This is a genomic window from Haloferax volcanii DS2, from assembly GCF_000025685.1.
GTDB lineage: Archaea > Halobacteriota > Halobacteria > Halobacteriales > Haloferacaceae > Haloferax > Haloferax volcanii.
Genome location: NC_013967.1, coordinates 2,149,268 through 2,166,096, shown reverse-complemented (window position 1 = coordinate 2,166,096; position 16,829 = coordinate 2,149,268). Strand labels below are relative to the sequence as shown.

Sequence of the window (16,829 nt, the reverse complement as noted above, 5' to 3'; positions counted from 1 at the left end):
CGCCCTCTCGGCCGTCGCGGCCCGTCGCGTCAGGTGGGATTCCTTTTTGCCCGGCGAGCACCCTTCCATGCCAACGAATGGCACGAGAGGGTGCGCAGGGCGTTCGCGTCTGTCTCGACATCTGGCACCCCGACTGCTGGACGCTCCAAGTGACCGCGGAGACGAGCGGCGGCCTGCTCGGTCACGGCGTCCACGAGATAGACGGCCTCGCCAACGGGCGTTTCACCGCCTACGCCGACACGGTCGAGGAGGTGGACGACCTGCTCGCAGCCGTCCGCGAGTCCCCACTGACCGAGTCGGTGTGGGAGACCGACGACCACGACGGCGACGTCGGGGTCCCGGGGAGCGCGGCCCGCGGTATCGTCGTCCGCTACGACCTCGGGAACTCCATCAACGACGCCCTCGTCTCCCGCGGGTTCATCCCCGACGAGCCGGTTCGGATGCAGGGCGGCCGCGAGCGCTGGACCGTGCTCGTCCACGAGACGCGCCAGACGGTCCACGAGCGTAGAGGAGATTCGAGCGGAGCGAAACGCCGACATCGACGTGGAACTCATCACCGCCCCCGAAGACGGCGGCGGCATGTTCCGGACCGACGCGCTCTCCGAACGCCAGCGCGAGGTGTAGAACTGGCCCGCCGCCGCGGCTACTACTCCTGGCCCCGCGAGGTGAGCGCGGCGTCGCTGGCGGCGGAGTTGGACATCTCGAAGGCGACGCTCCTCGAACACCTCCGGAGAGCCGAATCGAAACTGCTCGGAGACTACTGACGCCGCGTTTCGGTTCTCCGGGCCGAAAGCCGACGGGTCGGCGCTCACCCCACTCATGAGAGGGGGGGGTACTTTACGCGACAACTGACCCATGTGATAGCATGTCATCGGTAGACGTGAACGACGGACGGAGCCTCTCGCGGGACATCGGGTTGTTCGGCGCGGTGAGCACCGTGGTCGCGGGCACCCTCGGCGCGGGGCTGTTCGTCACCCTCGGCGCGGCGAGTTCGACGACGGGACCGAGCGTCATCCTCGTCGTCGTCCTCTCGGGGCTGCTGGCGATGAGTATCGCGCTCAACTACGGCTGGATGGCGACGACTTTCCCCGGCGCGGCGGGGTCGTACGCCTACGTCTCGCGGGCGTTCGACAGCCGCCTCCCCGGGTTCGTGGTGACGTGGTCGAAGTGGCTCGGCTACATGGCCGCCGACGCCGCCGTCCGATTCCTCGGCTGAGGCGGCGTCCGTGCCCGCTCCCGAGGCCGCGCGTTCTCAACGCCGAGAACCGGGCGCAAACACCTAACAGCCTCGCCCGGCACCTCGGACGCAATGACAGCGCCCCGTCTCACGTCGGTCGTTTCGGACCGCACCGACGTCGAACTCGCCGCCGTCTTCGAGCGCGTCTGGAGGGCGCGGGGCTACCAGACGCGCGTCCGCTTCCGCGGTCCTGACGTGCACGTGGACGCTGTCGGGAAGACGCCCGAGGGCGCGAAACGCGAGATCCGAATCTGGATGACGTCGACGGGAACTGTCACCGCGGACAAGGCGAGCGCGTTCGTCCGGCGGTGCGAGCGCGCCGGTATCGAACCCTACGTGGCGGCGGTCGGCGGCGGCCGCGTCGCACCCGACGCCCACCGCCCCGGGCTCGTCGTCCTCGACGCGCCGGCCATCGCCGTCGAAATCCGCGAGACGGGCGTCGAGTCGTTCGTCCGCGACCTCGCCGCCGAGGGAGACGGTGCGAGCGACGGCGAGGGCGGGGGTCTCGACTCCGAGGGCGACGACGACGACGCCGAAGACCCAGAAGACGATGAGGCCGACGAGAACGACGCGGCCGACCGACTCACCCGCCGCGAGGCGCTCACGAAGGCCGGCACCTACGTCGCCGGCGGCCTCGTCACCTACCTCGCCGTCGAGCGCGTCTCGGATGTTGTCCAGCAGTCGCCGGAACTCCGCGCCGCGGTCGCCCGCCGTGTGGCGTGGCTCGACGCCCGCCTCCCGGACGTGCGCCTCCCGCCCGTCGAGTGGTCGGTCCCGACGCCACAGCCGCTCTCGGAGGAGTCGACCCTGCCGAACCGAACGACTGCGGTCTCGACGCCGGCGAACGCGACGACGATCCCCTACGCCGACCTCCGGGAGCGCCCCGAGACGTACACGGGGACGGCCGTCACCTACGCCGGCCGCGTCGAGGAGACGATGGAACGCGACGAGGTCCGACTGGCGCTCGTCGCCGTCGAGGACGACCGGGGACGACTCAGCGGCGACGTGGTCGCTCGCTGGCCGACCGGCCGGTTTTTCGACGACGACATCGGCTTTCGACTGCTCGCCGACGAGCGCGTCCGGCTCTGGGGCGTCGTCGCCGGCGAAGGCTCGATTTCGGGCGGCGTGCGGTACCCCCGCATCGACGTGTCCGTGTTGGAGAAGACGTGAGCGAGTCGGTTGCGGGGCGGGCGAGACCGATGGTGATTACTCGGGTGCGGAGCGAAAACGAAGTGGCCGATGACGACGGCACCGCTCCGAACCGAACTAGGCACTCGGTGATGCGGAGCCCTATGAGTGCCGAGGCCTCATAACTAACGTTAGACTCAACGTGCGCTTTGCACTAGAGTCTAACGGACTTATAAGCAGTATTTTAGAAATTAAAGTTCTTGGAGACTGGTGTTGGGTGATGTGCGGGTAAAGGCCTATTGTGGAGGAGTCGTATTTCTGGATCTGTAGTATGGCCAGAACTTGTCGGTTCTGTGGGAACGGGAAGAACAGGGATCAGGGAACACCGATGTATATTGAGAGTATTGATGATTATGCGCACGTTGAGTGCGCTCGTAAAGAGGGTGTTCGTTAGTACTTACTTGTGGAAGAGGCAGAGTTATAACTGATAAATTTTGGACGCCGTAATTCATACTATGGAGGATAGAAGCTTTCCAGATACGGATACAGAAACCGTTAGAGTTCAGTTTGAAAACGGGCCAGTATTCCGGGTCTCTAAAGGCCTGAGTTTACGTGAAATAGTAGCCCATCTTCTCACTCCCGGACTTGATGAAGAACTGGAGTCGACGCTTGAAGAACTACATTCTGCCGCAGAAAGACAGGCCAAAAACGGGGTTGAACCGGATTTCACGGTTCTCCTAGACGGGGAGCCAGCAGATTTTGATACAACTATAGACTCGGAAGGCCTTACTCAAATCCGCATCTTGAAAGACGCTGACTAACTGTTGCACCCTGCGGATTGGAGGTCCTCTCCATTAATCAGATCTCAATATCGCCAACACTGTTTACACCTTGTCTATCGGCTTTCCTTCCTGCTCTTAGTAGTGTGCTGAGGGCTTGTCTGCAGTCTCCGCTGTTTTCTGCGACTTGTTCTGCGATTTCTTCGATTACTTCGTCGGGTACTGCTCCGGGTCTGAAGGCCTGTTCTGCTCGGCTCTCTAGTATGTTGATTAGTTGTGGTGTGTCGTATGAGTTGAATTGTAGTGTGTGGCAATTGAGGCGGGAGCGACTGCGTGGATCTAGCTGGACTTTGGATGGGTGATGGTTGGATACCATTACGATTCCCAGCGAGTTCTCTGCCTCCTCGTTCAGCATCTGCAGGTCGTAGATCACCTCTGTCCGATCTTCCAGTTGGTCGAATTCGTCGAGAGCCAGGGCTACTCCACGGTTCTTGTCCATCCATTCGCGGATTTTCGATAGTAGTTCGTCGACTGGTTTTCCTTTTCGAGGTGCTGGATATCCGAGCTGGATCAAGAGCTCTGTAAGCAGGGAGGAACGTGTGTTGTACTGCCAGCAGTTGATGTACACCGACTTGACGCCTGCTTCTTCCTCCAACCGGTCGAATACGTACTTGACACAGGTGGTCTTACCCACGCCCGCCGGCCCATACACTAACAGATTATCTGGTTTCTTTCTCCGGGCTAAAGGCCGGACAGCATCAGCTATCGAATTGATTTCAGCTTCTCTACCCACCGGTTCGTCAGGCAAGTAGTCTGTCGTCAGGTAGGATTCAGACCGGAGTACGCCGCTACCAGATTCCGAAGTCTCATTAAACATTCTTCGAGTTACAACCCCCTCTCTCCCCAAAACTTGTTGGAGAATATATGGTTTGTAGTAACTCACCTATTTTGAAATATTGCTTCCCCGGACCACGTTTCGCTTGGAACCAAGGCTATATCAAAATCAGTTACACTCAATTTTCTCATACGAAACCTGGTGAAGCTCAACCCCCGTAACACTCCACCTTTCCTAAACCAGTATGGAACTCGCCAACGATGAAATACCACTTGAACAAGGCCACGTCCCTGAAAAAGTAGTCAATAGAGACTCTGAAACCCAACAGCTCACCCAGGCTGCAAAACAGCTACACAATATACATCTACACGGGCCTCGTGGCACCGGGAAAACACATCTCACCAAGAAAACTCTAGAGGAAGCTGAAGCAAAGGTCTGCTATCTTTCCTGCATCGAATACGACACTCAGTACAAGGCCCTACGGAAAATCTACTCAGAGCTAACCGGAGAATCAATCGGAACCGGCCACCACACCTCCGAGCTACAAAGAAAGATCAAGGAGGGAACAGGAGCTGTCGAAACCATCATCGTACTAGATGAGTTAGACTTCCTGCTTCTCAACGATGGCGACGACCTACTGTACTTTCTATCCCGTCTAGAGACAAACGGCAACCTCGGATTAGTTCTGATCACGGCCAATCACCAGGATCTCGAAGAACAAGTCGAACCACGGACATACAGCACCCTGCAACCACAGAGAATCGGATTCGAACCCTACACCGGAGAACAGACGTATGAAATCCTTGCTGACAGGGCCTCGAAAAGCCTGAAACCCCGGACAGTACACCGAGCCGCGTTAACCTACATCGCCTCCTCAACACAGAACACCGGGTATGCGCTTACTTGGTTCAGAACTGCAGTCAACAACGCCGACGATGTCGTCACCGAAGAATTAGTCAAAAGGCTTCAGGAGAAGGCATACAGTCTCTACGTCGAAAATCAGTTATCACCACTATCTCAGCACCACAAAATCCTCTACCAGGCAATCGCCGAGATCTCCCAGGAGTCCGGGCCGGTCGTCAACACTGGAAGCATCTACAATCGATACGAGATAATCGTGGATGAAAGAGGCAGTACACCGTTGTCTGGCCGTCGGATCAGCGACTACCTGAAACAGCTTGAACAGCTCAATCTGATCTCAGCTGACTACCATTACGGAGGAGAGAAAGGGAAGACACGGGAGATCCGGCTTACCGGCCTACAGTAGGTCAGAAACCGAATCAAGCTCCTCCAACTCCTCCAGCTCACGTAGTATCTCTCTTCTCTCCTTTTCCAAACGCTGTCGATCACTCCAATGACTCTGCCTCTCCTCCCGGATCAAACGATAGAACTCCTCGATCTCCCCCTTCAAATTCTGTATACGTTCCTCAGATTGGCCTGAAAAGAAGCTCTGATACTCTTCATTCAACTCATCGACGGCCTGCTCAAGGCTTGACGTCAACTCCTCCAAGGACTCCTGAAACAACTGATACCGCTGATCCAGCTGCTCTTCAATCCTCTCTAGCTCCTCCTCTAACCGCTGCTCCTGCCGACGACCCGAATCCTCCAGAAAATCTTCCACATCAAAACCCGACGAGTCTTCGTAGTAATCCACACCAAGTAATAGAAAGAAAGAACAGGAAACCAGTTACTCCTGGCCCGTGTTCGCTAGCCGCCGAAATTCCCTTGCCTTCTCACGATACAAACGCGGCAAACCCTCGACCTCATCCTCCGTCCAGGAACTGATCTCCTCTAGCAACTGCTCAGCTTCAAAATACTGTTTAGATCTAATCTTCCCCACGATATGAGATTGAATAGCGAAAAAGGAATTAGTGCCGTGACGCCTCCTTTCAGTTGCTTTATGATAAGAATGCGCCCAGTGCCTCACCGGCATCAACATCCTCTGCCTCAATCTCCTCATTCGCTTCTCTGATCTCTTCCATAATTGAGGGAATATCTTCTCCTGCTTCGTCTTTATCAGCAATCACCTGAAGAACAGAGTGTGCTGTTAGAGCGAAGAACAACATTGCTGTTGTAGCGATATTCATATCATAGGTAGCATACAGATCACCGTGCATTATCGCGTGTCGGTGAGCCCAGAAGCAGTCCCATTTGTAGTCCGTGAATGTGCCTGAGTCTCCTCCCTCTACGTTGAAATATGCCGCATAGTACTTTCTCAGTGCGTCCTGCTTTTCATCAGTTCCGTACTTTGGAAGCCCAATTTCATTCGTTGCCTCTGTAGAAATCTCATCGTCTTGATAGCAAAGCCACCAAAGCAAGGCATCCTGCATTGAGATGAAAATATGAATAGCAGCATAAGGCCGATCAGGCTCATTCCGGAAATCTTCCAGACCATCTTCAACACGGTCAATCATCAGCTCAAAATACTCATCTTCGACATCTTCGAAGTCCTCAATAAAATGTTCAACCCAACTCTCTGCAGTTGATTTAGCAGCAGGTGTCGGCTCAACCGAATCATATTCCCACGGCATCTCCAGAGTAATCTGCTCCTCAACCGCAACCTGTATCTGACTTCGAAGCTCCCTCAGTGGCTCACGAATCGACTCCCATTGCTGGTTATATGCCTCAGCAATGGCTCTCGCACTCTGAACAGCACTGATCGTTTGCTGGAGTTCCGCATATGGCTGAGTTACTGCATCCATTGTCTGCTGGACATCACGAAGTGGCTGGGTAGCAGATTCCAACGAATCCTGGAGTTCACGAATCGGTCTAGCAGCCTCCGCAACCTCCCTCTGCATCTGATTGATGCTCTGTAAAGCAGCTCTCAAGTCCTGTCCCACAACCAGAGATTTTCGTAAATCAGATGACTGAGTCCCAAAATCAGACTCATCAACATCTTGTTCTGACTCTTCCGTCTCTGACGATTGATCCTCGCTCATATATCGAACACCGAGTCAAGGATTGATATTTTTACCCCGTTATCTTTCCTCCAGCTTTTCCAGCTTCTCCAGTATTCCTTTCTTGTCGAGCTCGGCCAGTCTCTCGATCACCTGTTGTTTCTCCTCTTTCTTTGTCTGCTGTTCTAAGCTGAGAATACGGCCACACGTCCTGCATTCGCTATGGTCTGACTGGTTCTCAGTACCGCAGTACGAGCATCGAACGCTTTTCTCTTCCTCGTCTGAGGATTCTAATCCGTATTTGTCTCTGATCGCTTGGTTGACGTCGTCGTTGTTCAGGTGGACGTAGACTTTGGCACGGTCGCTTCCTGGCTTCCAACCAGCAAACTTGTTCAACTGCTCGTATCCCATAAACTTGGCAACTTCAGTTAGACGGGTGTGCCGAAGGTTGTAGGGCCGAGTCTTGTTCTCCGGGATATCGGCCTTCCGGCAGGCCTGTTTGAACCTTCTGTAGAATCCTCCGTGGTTCAATCGATCCTGTGGATCTGCCTCATAGTTACAACTCTCGTCATCATGGTTGTGAGGTATTTCTCCGCAGTGACGACAGGTTTGTTGTTGAGTTTTCACCCAGAGAGGAGCGCTGGGGTCTTTGATATCTCCTAGTTCTCCGCCACAAGGATGCTGAGCAAGCCACTCACGTACAACTCGGCCTGACCGGACCAGTTGGTTTGTTCTGTCGGGTGTGTTCTTCAGGCCTTGAAGGAAGATGAAGTCGCCTTTGCCGTTTGAGGTGAAGTCTGCGATATTGCAGGCTAAGAGTTCTCCTGGCCTGGCTCCTGATTCGTAGAGAACCATCGTAAGGGCACGATCACGTGTACTCGTGAAAGATTGGAACAGGCGTTTTAGCTCGTCTTCTGTGAATAGGTCTTCGCGGGTGACTGAGGTGGATTTCTCTCCCGAGGAAACAGAGAAGAACTGGACTTTATCAGGATGCTCGTGGCCGCCGTTATCGACCTTGTAGAACTTCTTTACAGCAGATTTGAACGTGTGCTTCGTGCTATCTGCGTAGTCGCTGCGATTCAGGCCTGCGATCACCTGTTTGAGTTCTTGTTCGCTTGCTTCTCTGAGAAGGAAATCTTCTGGTCCGAAGTTGTTGAGCAATGATTTTAGTGCGGATGTGAGACGTGCTTGCCGTACTTCGCTGATTCCCTCTGCTGCACAGTGGTTTACGAAGTCGCGTATTGCTTCGACGTTTTCTGGCTGTATTTGGCTGTCTTTCAGGTTTTGAAGGGTTCTGTTGATGTCGACGTATTGTGTTGAGCTCATACCGTAATTTTCACACTTGAAGTCAGAAGGAGTGTGGGGAGAGACACGTTTTCCCTTGAGCTTGAACACAAGCCTTCGGATGAAGGGCTTCGAACGCTTAGTGGTAAGCCCCGAGAGAGCTAGATATTAGCCATACAAACTCTCTGCCTGTCGTGTCTTACTATACTCCTTCCTTCTGTTGGTTTTCAACTGATTATTTGTAAATGAGATTAAAAAATGAAGGGGCCCGCCTTCAGTTGGCGAGTCTCCATCCCCAAATAATCTCTTTGATATAATCAGCAGCCTTAGTTGCGCCCCTTGTAGCGAGGAGCACACCTACTCCTATCGTGAACAGCCCCATTACCCATCCCTGCTTAAATGGGAGAGTGCCGCCAACGATATTGATCTGAAACAGCGCTTCAGTTACTGGAACTAATCCTAGTACTACAAGAAGAGCACCAAGAGCAGATGTCCAGTGATTATCAAATACGTCGATAAATCCCATACATATAAGATTTCATTTACTTTTATATCTTTCCGGTCGTTCGAAGAGGCCGAACAACCTATTCGGGAAGGTTCTCGATCTCGTTGAAGTCCCGAACTAGTCGAAATACTACGTTATCTGTCTGTAGGCCTTTCTCCTCCATTCTTTGCTGCAGTCCCTGGAGGATTTCCTGGTTGCGGGCTGCGATCCAGACGATGAAGTCTTTCTCCAGATGCTTCTCGATGTGTTCTATTTCTCTTGGGTTGTCTCCCATCGCTACCTCGACCACAAGTTCGGAAGTGTCCATATTCACGTAGACGTCGGCATCGAATACTTCCGTCTCAGCGTACCAGCCGGCTTGTTCGAATGCTTCCTTGATTCGAGTTTGCCAGTACCTGTGAACGACTCCGCCTCGCCCCCTGTGTTTCGCTTCCAGATCTAGTTCATCTTCGACGTACTGGCGGCCTTTCTTCGTCAATTCCAGCAACTTTCGACGTCCACTCTTTGTACGGACCTGCCTCTCGATTAGTACTCCTTCGTCGACGAGCTCATCCTTGGCCTTGTTTCCCTTGTACCGGCTAGGAAATTCCCCGTATCGTTCAGTCAAGGGTCTAAACGGATTATCGACCACGTCCTTGAGTAGGCGGTCTGCTTCGCTTGAGACGTTGACTTCTCTTGTAGGATCTTCAGGCGTATCAGGCTCAGGTACTTCACCAGAACGACCTTCCAATATCTCAACTTCGAACTCAGGTGTTGTATTCCTTGGTTCGTGAGACAGGTTGTTCCAGTTCTCGGCCTGGAGTTTCTGAAGTTCGCTATCAGAGATTTGCTTGTCAACTTCGTAGTTGTCGAGTTTGACCGGTACTGGGCCACGGTTACCGACCTGAACTACTGCCTCTCCCACCTCAAGCTCAGAGGCAAACTCCGTCTGTCTCTCAGACAGGTTCATCGAGTTGGTGACTGCTTGGAACTGCTTTCGGTCGCCCGTAGGCAGCAAGAACTTGGTGTACGTATTAGCCTTGATAGAATCCGTCAACTTGCTTGCCTCCTGATCACCTACGATGAGACCTTCGCCGAACTCCCGCATTTTCGCCGTCAACTGATCAATCTCTGGGATACCAGCCGCATCCTGACGCTCCTTATACACCGAGAAAACCTGCTTCCCCTCATCCAAGAGAAACAAGTGCCGTAACTCGTCACCACGCATTCCCTGACTCAAACGATACTCGTAGACACCAGCAAACAAAATCTCCATCAAAAAGTTCTGAACATCCCTGCTGAGACCGTCAAACTCGAAAACCACCCTCCTGTTCAGCATCTCCTCTATTGTAGGGCCTTGACTGCATTCGAAGACGGTACCTGCTGTAAGGTTCATCGCCTCCAATCGATTCAACAATCGATCCCTGTAATCCGCAGCAGTACGAACATAGCTCATCGAGTCATTCTCAACCAGTAATTGTAGTTCGTGAAGGCCTGGATACGGCCCTGAAACCTCCTCAAACAAGCCGTACAACTTGTAGAGCTCGATGATCTTCTTCAGCAAGTAGTTCTTCGACCCCGAAAGCAGCGAAGTAGCGTGCCCAAAAATTTCGGAGAAGACCTGAGCCCACCTACGAGGAGACACACCACTCGGAGGCCTCAACGGATTCAACTTCAACTCCGACCACGGCAACACCAGCAAATCATCTTCACGAGCCAGGGGCCTGTAATCCCGCTTCAAATCAAAAACCCAGAACGGAACACCAACCTGATCAAGCAAATTATAGAACAACGTAGTCTTCCCCGAACCCGACTGACCCACAGCCAACAAATGCCTCGTTAGATTGCTCTCAGAAAACCGGAAGGACCGGCCATCGAAGGTATACCCCAGCGTGATCCCTCCCGTGAAGGATCTCGATGCAAAAGGATACTCTGAGTTCTCAACTGCTCTCGCTGCAACTACTCGGGATGCAACTTCCTGCAATACCTCACTCCGAGACAGACCAGAAGCCAGAACCAGCTTCCGTACCTCCTCTTCATCAAGAACGTCATACTGCGATGCAAGATCTATAAGTCTCTTCGAATCAGGCGGACTCACAAAACACTCATACGCAACTAACAGGCTACAACACTTTGACAGACCTAACTTCAGTTGAATTAGATAGTCGTACGGGCTAGTCTTCGAGCTTCTCCCATCTCTCATCGGCCTCTCTTCGAATCTCTTCTATCTCTTCGGGGAAATCAGACCTATTGTTCAGTGTTGGTGTGCCTTGGACGTTCAGTTGACTTTCATAGTATGTTTGACGGTGTTCTTCCATTTCTCCGGCGAAGAGAGGGCCTGGTTCTTCTTCGACGTAGTCGTATTGGAGGATTCGTTCGAAGGCTTTGTCAACGATGTCTGGGTTGCCGTTGTATTTGACTCGGCCGATACTGGAGCTCCAAGGGATACCTGTCTCTTCGACGTGATTCCGGTCAATTACAGCTATCTCAATTAGGGCCTGACAGAGTGTGACTGCGTAGTCCTCGGCAGGTGTTTTCGATGCTTCAACGCAGATGTTCTGCCAACTGTCTTTGAAATTCCCGTCTGTAATCGGGTACTGGCCTTCTTCAATTGCGTATTGGAGGAAAGACGCTGTAGTGCTTAGCAGAGTGTTTCTCCACTCGAATACGGAATAGACCTCTTCTCGATTGTGGATGTCGTCAGGGACGTGTTCATACTGCCATTCCATATCGACGTTGGCGACGTCTTCGGCATAGTGGTCAAGGAGTGCTTCTTGAGCATCCTCCATTTTGCTGTAGAGCCGCATCATTGAGTGGCTATACCAGCGTGCGTCACTGATTTTATGGAGCTGATAGGAGCTGATATTCGTCTCAATGGAGGAAGCAGTGTTTCGAGCGATTCTGGGAGCAGGCTTGTCTGAAGCGTCGACGAGGAACTGACCGATCTGTTCCCAAGCGTTGTTGCTTGAAATGTATGAGCCTGTTTCGAGAGGTGCATCTCGAAGTACGTCTGACATTCCAAACTGGGCCTGACGCGCTATTCTATCGATCTCAAGATCGAGTCCTTCCTTTCCGAGCTCATACTGCCATTCGATGGCGTTGCTAACTATCTGGTTTTCATTCTGCTCTTCAGCGTGTAAGGCAATATCGTGTAGATGCTCCTTGAATACAGGCTTGAACAATTTCCTCCGAACCTGATTTTCTTCGTCCTCGAACGTGTTCCGTTCTTCCAACTCCAAGATTATAGACCGGACCAAATCACCGTATTCTTGAACTGCCTTCTCGGCGGTAACGCGCTCCCCACTGGACAGTGCATTCATCGCCAAATTGTACAGCGGATGCATCGGATGAGCAACCTCAGACTCGCTTTCTACAGACTCTCTCACCCGTTCCAAGTATTTCGTGGAAGTCATTCCCGATACAAACGCATCAATTGCACCATCCGGTGTACTCTGACGTATAGCGGTTCTCACGAAGACAAACAATCCGACCGCCGCGGTTGTCGCAAGACCAGAGGCCGCACCAATACCAGCTGAAAATACACGTGTTGAGTTCAGGGGGACATTGTAGAGGAGACCGAGATCAAGGGCAACGGATAGCACGAAGAGACAGAAGGTGTAGATGAATATCGGTGAGTCCGTGAAAAGTGAAATCATTCGCGGTGAATAGCGGGTCGAAATCAGCTGAATCCCAATAACTGCCACGGAGAAAACGATAGCAAGAACTCCTGCTTGAGCACCTGCCAACCCACTCAAGAATAATCTTGTATTCGCTGGAGAAGCACCAAAACCAGTGAAATAGCCGATTAAGACACCAGACAGTGGAAATACGATAGTAGCTAAAACAAGTAGACGCGGAATCCCGCCAACAAACCGCCTAACCTCATCTAAAGAGTAATTCATACTATATCAACCAATACGCAGTCCCACCTTCTTGAAAGGAGCTGTAACTATACACCTCGACCCGAATCTTAAGCAAGTTCTGGAGAAAAAGGATGGGAGAAGACTCCCTGAAGTCACTTCTCGATGGACAGGATCAACGATCAGCCGGAAAACCCAGCAAATCACTCCAGTAGGACAGAGTCCTGCTACCTCCATCTGGCCTCAATTCCTCTTCTGCTTCTTCTCTGAAGGCCTGGTCAATCGCATTCTTGTAGTGGGCCTCCGGGAAGTAGTTCTCTAGTTCGTAGCGGAGAGGGCCTGAGAAAGAGGTGCCGCCGGTGAGGTTCATCCAGTACGGCTTCTCCTCTTCCGCGTACTGTTTCTCCTGGGTGTATTCGTCGAGGAGTTCATCTATCTCTTGTATCGTGTATCACCTCGTTGTTCGAGCAAGGCCTCTAGCTCGGTTTCGTAGACTCCAACGACGTCTTCGATGTTTCCACCGTCAGGGAACAGTGGGGTCTCGTCGTCCGGATCTAGGTCAGTACGGTAGGCTCCCGCTTTCTCTAACTGGTCTTGGGTGAAGTAGCCGTATTCCCACCGTCCGTACGTGTTTGGGGATTTGACTCGGCCGAAGTAGACGCCGTCTTCTTCTTTGTCGTAGGCCTCCCACTCCCAGTCCGGAAGGAAAGCCGCCTCCCATTCGGCTATCGGTTCCTCGTCATCGAAATCAGTAATCGTTGAACCACCCTTCGTTTCTATGCTTGGAGCTCGTGGGCTTCCATCAGTTCTCTCAGGGTTTGCTCTTCATCCGGCCAGTACGGCTCCGTATCTCCCTGTTCGATTAACTGGCGGCTACGGCTGTCTACAGCTCTACGACCCAGTTGCTCTGGCTCCGGAATCTCATTACCCCCGGTTTCCAAGAGTTGGGCTGCTTGCTCAAAGCCGTTCGCTAGCTCATAGTCTGGGACGTCCTGGGTGTAGTGTGTTAGTGCGCGTGTAGCCGCGTTATACGTCTCCCAGAGTGTCGGGGCCTCCGGATCATCTACCTCATCGTATAACGCGTTAAGCAGGTCTGGAACAGGGTCTTCCAGGTATCGGCCGACTCCGGACTCCATCAACACGAGCAGGGCCTCGTCTTGATTCATCAATTCACGGTTCTGGGCCTGTGCTAGTCTCTGTTCGATCTCTGCTGGGGATTCGACCACTGCGTCGACGGCGTTGTATGCTAGGCCGGGTTGGAATGGTTCGCCGTGTGTCTGGTCGAAGCCGAGTTCGGAGATGAAGGCCGTCATCCCATTTGAACAGACTTGGCGTTCGGCTCCGATATCGTACTTCAGTCCGTGGAACCCGCTGTGTCCGCTTTGAATCTGTAATCCGAGATCGATAGGATCGTCTTGGTTTGCGTAGACCTCTTGATCGAAGTCGAGTTTGGCGCTCATCTTGTGGGCTGTCGGAGAGATCGAAACCCTGCCGGAGGGCTCGATACCGTGCCTTTCGACGGCGTCACCTACTGTCTCCAAGATATCGCCGTACTGAATAACGTTGTAGAAATCTTGGCTGCTGGAGACTACGCCCGTCGCTCTCCCATCATCAGTCCACAACGAGTCACGATACGGAATCTGCTCCCACTCATCCGATCCTTCGTTATGAGCGTATACGTCGTGCCTATCCACCTCAGGAACTCTTTCCGCGGTTTCATACAATTCGTCTAAATCGTCGAAAACATAGTCTTGTGCTTGAATCAAGTACCACCTCTTCTACCAGATAGTTGCCGGGGAAAGAGTAGGTACCTGACCATACACCCAATTTCAGATGAGCTCTTCGCTCTCCCTTAACCTATAAAACAGTGACACTACTAAGTAGACACAACAACCAGGTGGCATCTCTCTTTGAAACGACGAAAACTTCTCCTCGGAACCACCGGACTCCTCACCGCACTCGCCGGCTGCAACACCATTACTGGAAACAACAAAGACACAGATAGCCCCAACAACACCACCGAAACAACCCCTACCAACAGTGCAGATATTTCGGTCGATATATCTACTTCTTCGCAGCCAGGTCAGCTACCGCCTATATGGAGAAATCATAGTATAGAGGACTTTCAGGCGCAGTTTCAGGTAGAAACTTCAGGCAACGTGGAATCAGTCAATGTATCCAACGAGAAAGTACAGATAGGCCCGGATTCTAGCCAGTGGAATGATAATACAGTTACCGTGCAACCAGGTCAGATGAAGAAGGGAGAACAGGAATTCACAGCAACAGCATCTTCAGGCAGCGCTGAGGCCCAGGATACAGCACCAGCTGTTAAATCCACACCAAACAACTACAAAGTCGACGTAGTCCCTCAAAGAAACGAAGAACTAAGAAACCAGATCAGCCAGAACTCCCTAGAAGACAACTACCTGGAGAAACGCGGCGGATTCATTACATCAGACCCAGTAATAGATAACTACAACAGCCACGAACAACTAGAATTCAACAAATTCGGAATAGACCTAGCAGCATACGAATGGCGACACGACAACGACTACACCGATTTAGCAGAAGCCCAACCCACAGAAGTAAAAAACTTCGTAGACAGCATCGGAACAGACACCGGAAACCCCGAAATTGAAGCAATAAAGAACGGAGAACAGGGTATCAGCAAATATCCAAATGCTAGTGGCCGTAGAGACGGAGGCTCATTCCAGCTAGATGAATTCCAGAATGCAGAAACCGTAGGAGAGGCACTCGACTGGGTACATCCTTACTTGTTCAACTGGCAAATAATTAGAACTGATGAAGGCCCCGTTTCTACTGAAGATGCACTATATGCTCCCGCCCTAGAAAGAGCAATAGAACAGAATACTAACCAAGGTCTCGAAGTCCATGCCTGGGACGTAGAAACCTTAGGCCACGGTACAGGCCTTATCTACGGTAAAAACGCAGATGGCTCAGAAGAACTCAGATTCATGGAGACTGTGGCAACCCCTGTTACAGCGACTGCAGATGACCAACAACTACACCCACTAATCGAGGATTCAGGATACCTAGACCCAGAAAATGACGGATTCCAAGAATACTGGCACCCACTAAGATTCGGCTGGGAAAAAGACGAAGACACGTCTTCGTGGGGATTCGAAGAAAAAAAGAGGAGCGCAGTGAGCGCATTCGGTGGAATGTCTAACTCGCTCCACGCAGAAAACAATCCTGTACCAGGAGCTTCGGATACAGTTGCTCCGACAACCGAATATGTCGTCGACTTCACAGAAAAACTTAGAAATTTCAATCAGAATGACATAAAATTCGAGACACTGTACAACCAGTCGAAAGTACTTGAAAAGATGGTCATGGATGAAGACACCAACCATGTAATCTATGGTACAACAGAGAATCCTCAGTACGCAGTTGTAGAAGACGACTCCCTAATTGAAGACGTATGGGAAGACAGAAACGGAGAATACGACGACTTCAACCAGTTCCTCAGAGACAACCCAGAATACAGCATGAGCATGGATGATGTTGATACATCACTGGAAGGAGAAGAAATGGATGACTTCAGCCAGCAAGTACTGGCCGGAGCCTAGAGATTCCGACAGTAGCTTTGTCTCTCGGGTATTCTCTCACTTATCCACTTGCTCCGTTACAGCTGAAGTAGAGAACTAGCTAGGACACTAGAGGGACCTCAGGAATGTAAACAATATAATTTTTACTACATGATAGTAACTGTAGGTGATGTGAGATTACATCTGGACCAAATAACCGGCTTGAGGACTGGATATCTGTACTAAATCTACTGGAAGATAACGATAATTTAGAACGGCATGCAAACATAAGCCTTCAAAACTACATAGAGCAACGTCAGAACGGCAGACTCGATAATGTCGATGATTTCTGGAACGAAAGAGAAAACACTTCCATCTTCTATACCACAGATGGAAACGCCTCCATAACTACCAACTGGGGACTGGAAAAAGTAGACGACGGAATTATGGCTGACGGATACTTCAACTACTCCGGCGACTTCCAAGGAGATAAAGTAGCTGAAGCCGAGAAAGAGATAGCTGGCCAACACTCTGCACCCTACTTCGATACAACCACTCACAGGCAAGATGACGGAAACGAACTAGAAATCGAATTCAGCCTTCCCCTCGACTACGATCAAAACGACTGGGAAAAAACAGTTGATGCCTTCATCGCCATCAGCCAAGATCTCGAAGAATACCACAAAGCCCTTCATACAGCCTCAGAAAAACACCTCAAATCAATATAACCCAGAAGCAAACAATACCCCACAGAACCTTTTTCACCTGAACACACCC

At 52.1% G+C, this 16,829-nt stretch carries 14 protein-coding genes and 2 pseudogenes; 7 read left to right on the top strand and 9 right to left on the bottom strand.

Annotated features, from left to right (window positions below; translation table 11 throughout):
* The first annotated feature begins 77 nt into the window (after window positions 1-77).
* From HVO_RS15750 to HVO_RS20630, 4 genes and pseudogenes are all read left to right on the top strand, one after another.
* Window positions 78-764: pseudogene (locus tag HVO_RS15750) on the top strand (helix-turn-helix domain-containing protein).
* 101 nt (window positions 765-865) lie between these two features.
* A pseudogene (locus tag HVO_RS15745) lies at window positions 866-1,201 on the top strand (amino acid permease); the annotation flags it as partial.
* A 108-nt stretch (window positions 1,202-1,309) separates the two neighbouring features.
* Entirely contained in the window at window positions 1,310-2,407 is a 1,098-nt protein-coding gene (locus HVO_RS15740) for a hypothetical protein (RefSeq protein ID WP_004042186.1), read from the top strand.
* A 473-nt stretch (window positions 2,408-2,880) separates the two neighbouring features.
* Window positions 2,881-3,186: a hypothetical protein gene (locus HVO_RS20630; RefSeq protein WP_144064049.1), complete on the top strand. Its 306-nt coding sequence runs from the start codon at window positions 2,881-2,883 to the stop codon at window positions 3,184-3,186.
* Window positions 3,187-3,223: 37 nt separating this feature from the next.
* Here HVO_RS20630 and HVO_RS20270 read toward each other — a convergent pair whose 3' ends face one another.
* Window positions 3,224-4,021, bottom strand: coding sequence for a Cdc6/Cdc18 family protein (locus HVO_RS20270; protein ID WP_004042185.1), 798 nt, complete (start codon window positions 4,019-4,021; stop codon window positions 3,224-3,226).
* A 202-nt stretch (window positions 4,022-4,223) separates the two neighbouring features.
* Here HVO_RS20270 and HVO_RS15735 point away from each other — a divergent pair, with 202 nt between their 5' ends.
* On the top strand, window positions 4,224-5,246 hold the full coding sequence (locus tag HVO_RS15735) for a Cdc6/Cdc18 family protein (protein ID WP_013035252.1): 1,023 nt from the start codon (window positions 4,224-4,226) through the stop codon (window positions 5,244-5,246).
* Here the strand turns inward: HVO_RS15735 and HVO_RS15730 are convergent.
* From HVO_RS15730 to HVO_RS15705, 8 genes are all read right to left on the bottom strand, one after another.
* Window positions 5,238-5,633, bottom strand: a complete 396-nt coding sequence (locus tag HVO_RS15730; RefSeq protein WP_013035520.1) for a hypothetical protein — start codon at window positions 5,631-5,633, stop codon at window positions 5,238-5,240. The genes HVO_RS15735 and HVO_RS15730 overlap by 9 nt on opposite strands.
* A gap of 244 nt (window positions 5,634-5,877) precedes the next feature.
* Window positions 5,878-6,918 (bottom strand): hypothetical protein, encoded by a 1,041-nt coding sequence (locus HVO_RS15725; protein ID WP_144064048.1) that lies wholly within the window; start codon window positions 6,916-6,918, stop codon window positions 5,878-5,880.
* A 39-nt stretch (window positions 6,919-6,957) separates the two neighbouring features.
* Complete coding sequence (locus HVO_RS15720) at window positions 6,958-8,202, bottom strand: tyrosine-type recombinase/integrase (protein WP_013035521.1); 1,245 nt, start codon at window positions 8,200-8,202, stop codon at window positions 6,958-6,960.
* Window positions 8,203-8,434: 232 nt separating this feature from the next.
* Window positions 8,435-8,686: a hypothetical protein gene (locus tag HVO_RS20625; RefSeq protein ID WP_144064047.1), complete on the bottom strand. Its 252-nt coding sequence runs from the start codon at window positions 8,684-8,686 to the stop codon at window positions 8,435-8,437.
* 58 nt (window positions 8,687-8,744) lie between these two features.
* A complete protein-coding gene (locus HVO_RS15715; RefSeq protein WP_013035624.1) occupies window positions 8,745-10,742 on the bottom strand; it encodes an ATP-binding protein in 1,998 nt (665 codons plus the stop codon).
* Window positions 10,743-10,818: 76 nt separating this feature from the next.
* Window positions 10,819-12,546: a DUF2254 domain-containing protein gene (locus HVO_RS15710; protein ID WP_236995472.1), complete on the bottom strand. Its 1,728-nt coding sequence runs from the start codon at window positions 12,544-12,546 to the stop codon at window positions 10,819-10,821.
* A 133-nt stretch (window positions 12,547-12,679) separates the two neighbouring features.
* Window positions 12,680-12,874 carry a hypothetical protein gene (locus HVO_RS20620; RefSeq protein ID WP_144064046.1) on the bottom strand — a complete coding sequence of 65 codons (195 nt, stop codon included), beginning with the start codon at window positions 12,872-12,874 and terminating at the stop codon, window positions 12,680-12,682.
* A gap of 406 nt (window positions 12,875-13,280) precedes the next feature.
* Window positions 13,281-14,270, bottom strand: a complete 990-nt coding sequence (locus HVO_RS15705) for a DUF932 domain-containing protein (RefSeq protein WP_236995471.1) — start codon at window positions 14,268-14,270, stop codon at window positions 13,281-13,283.
* Between the two features lie 144 nt (window positions 14,271-14,414).
* On the opposite strand from HVO_RS15705, the gene HVO_RS21315 reads away from it, so the two are divergent.
* Both HVO_RS21315 and HVO_RS20615 read left to right on the top strand, forming a co-directional pair.
* Complete coding sequence (locus HVO_RS21315) at window positions 14,415-16,094, top strand: hypothetical protein (RefSeq protein ID WP_013035668.1); 1,680 nt, start codon at window positions 14,415-14,417, stop codon at window positions 16,092-16,094.
* A 404-nt stretch (window positions 16,095-16,498) separates the two neighbouring features.
* Window positions 16,499-16,780, top strand: coding sequence for a hypothetical protein (locus tag HVO_RS20615; protein WP_013035453.1), 282 nt, complete (start codon window positions 16,499-16,501; stop codon window positions 16,778-16,780).
* Window positions 16,781-16,829 lie beyond the last annotated feature (49 nt).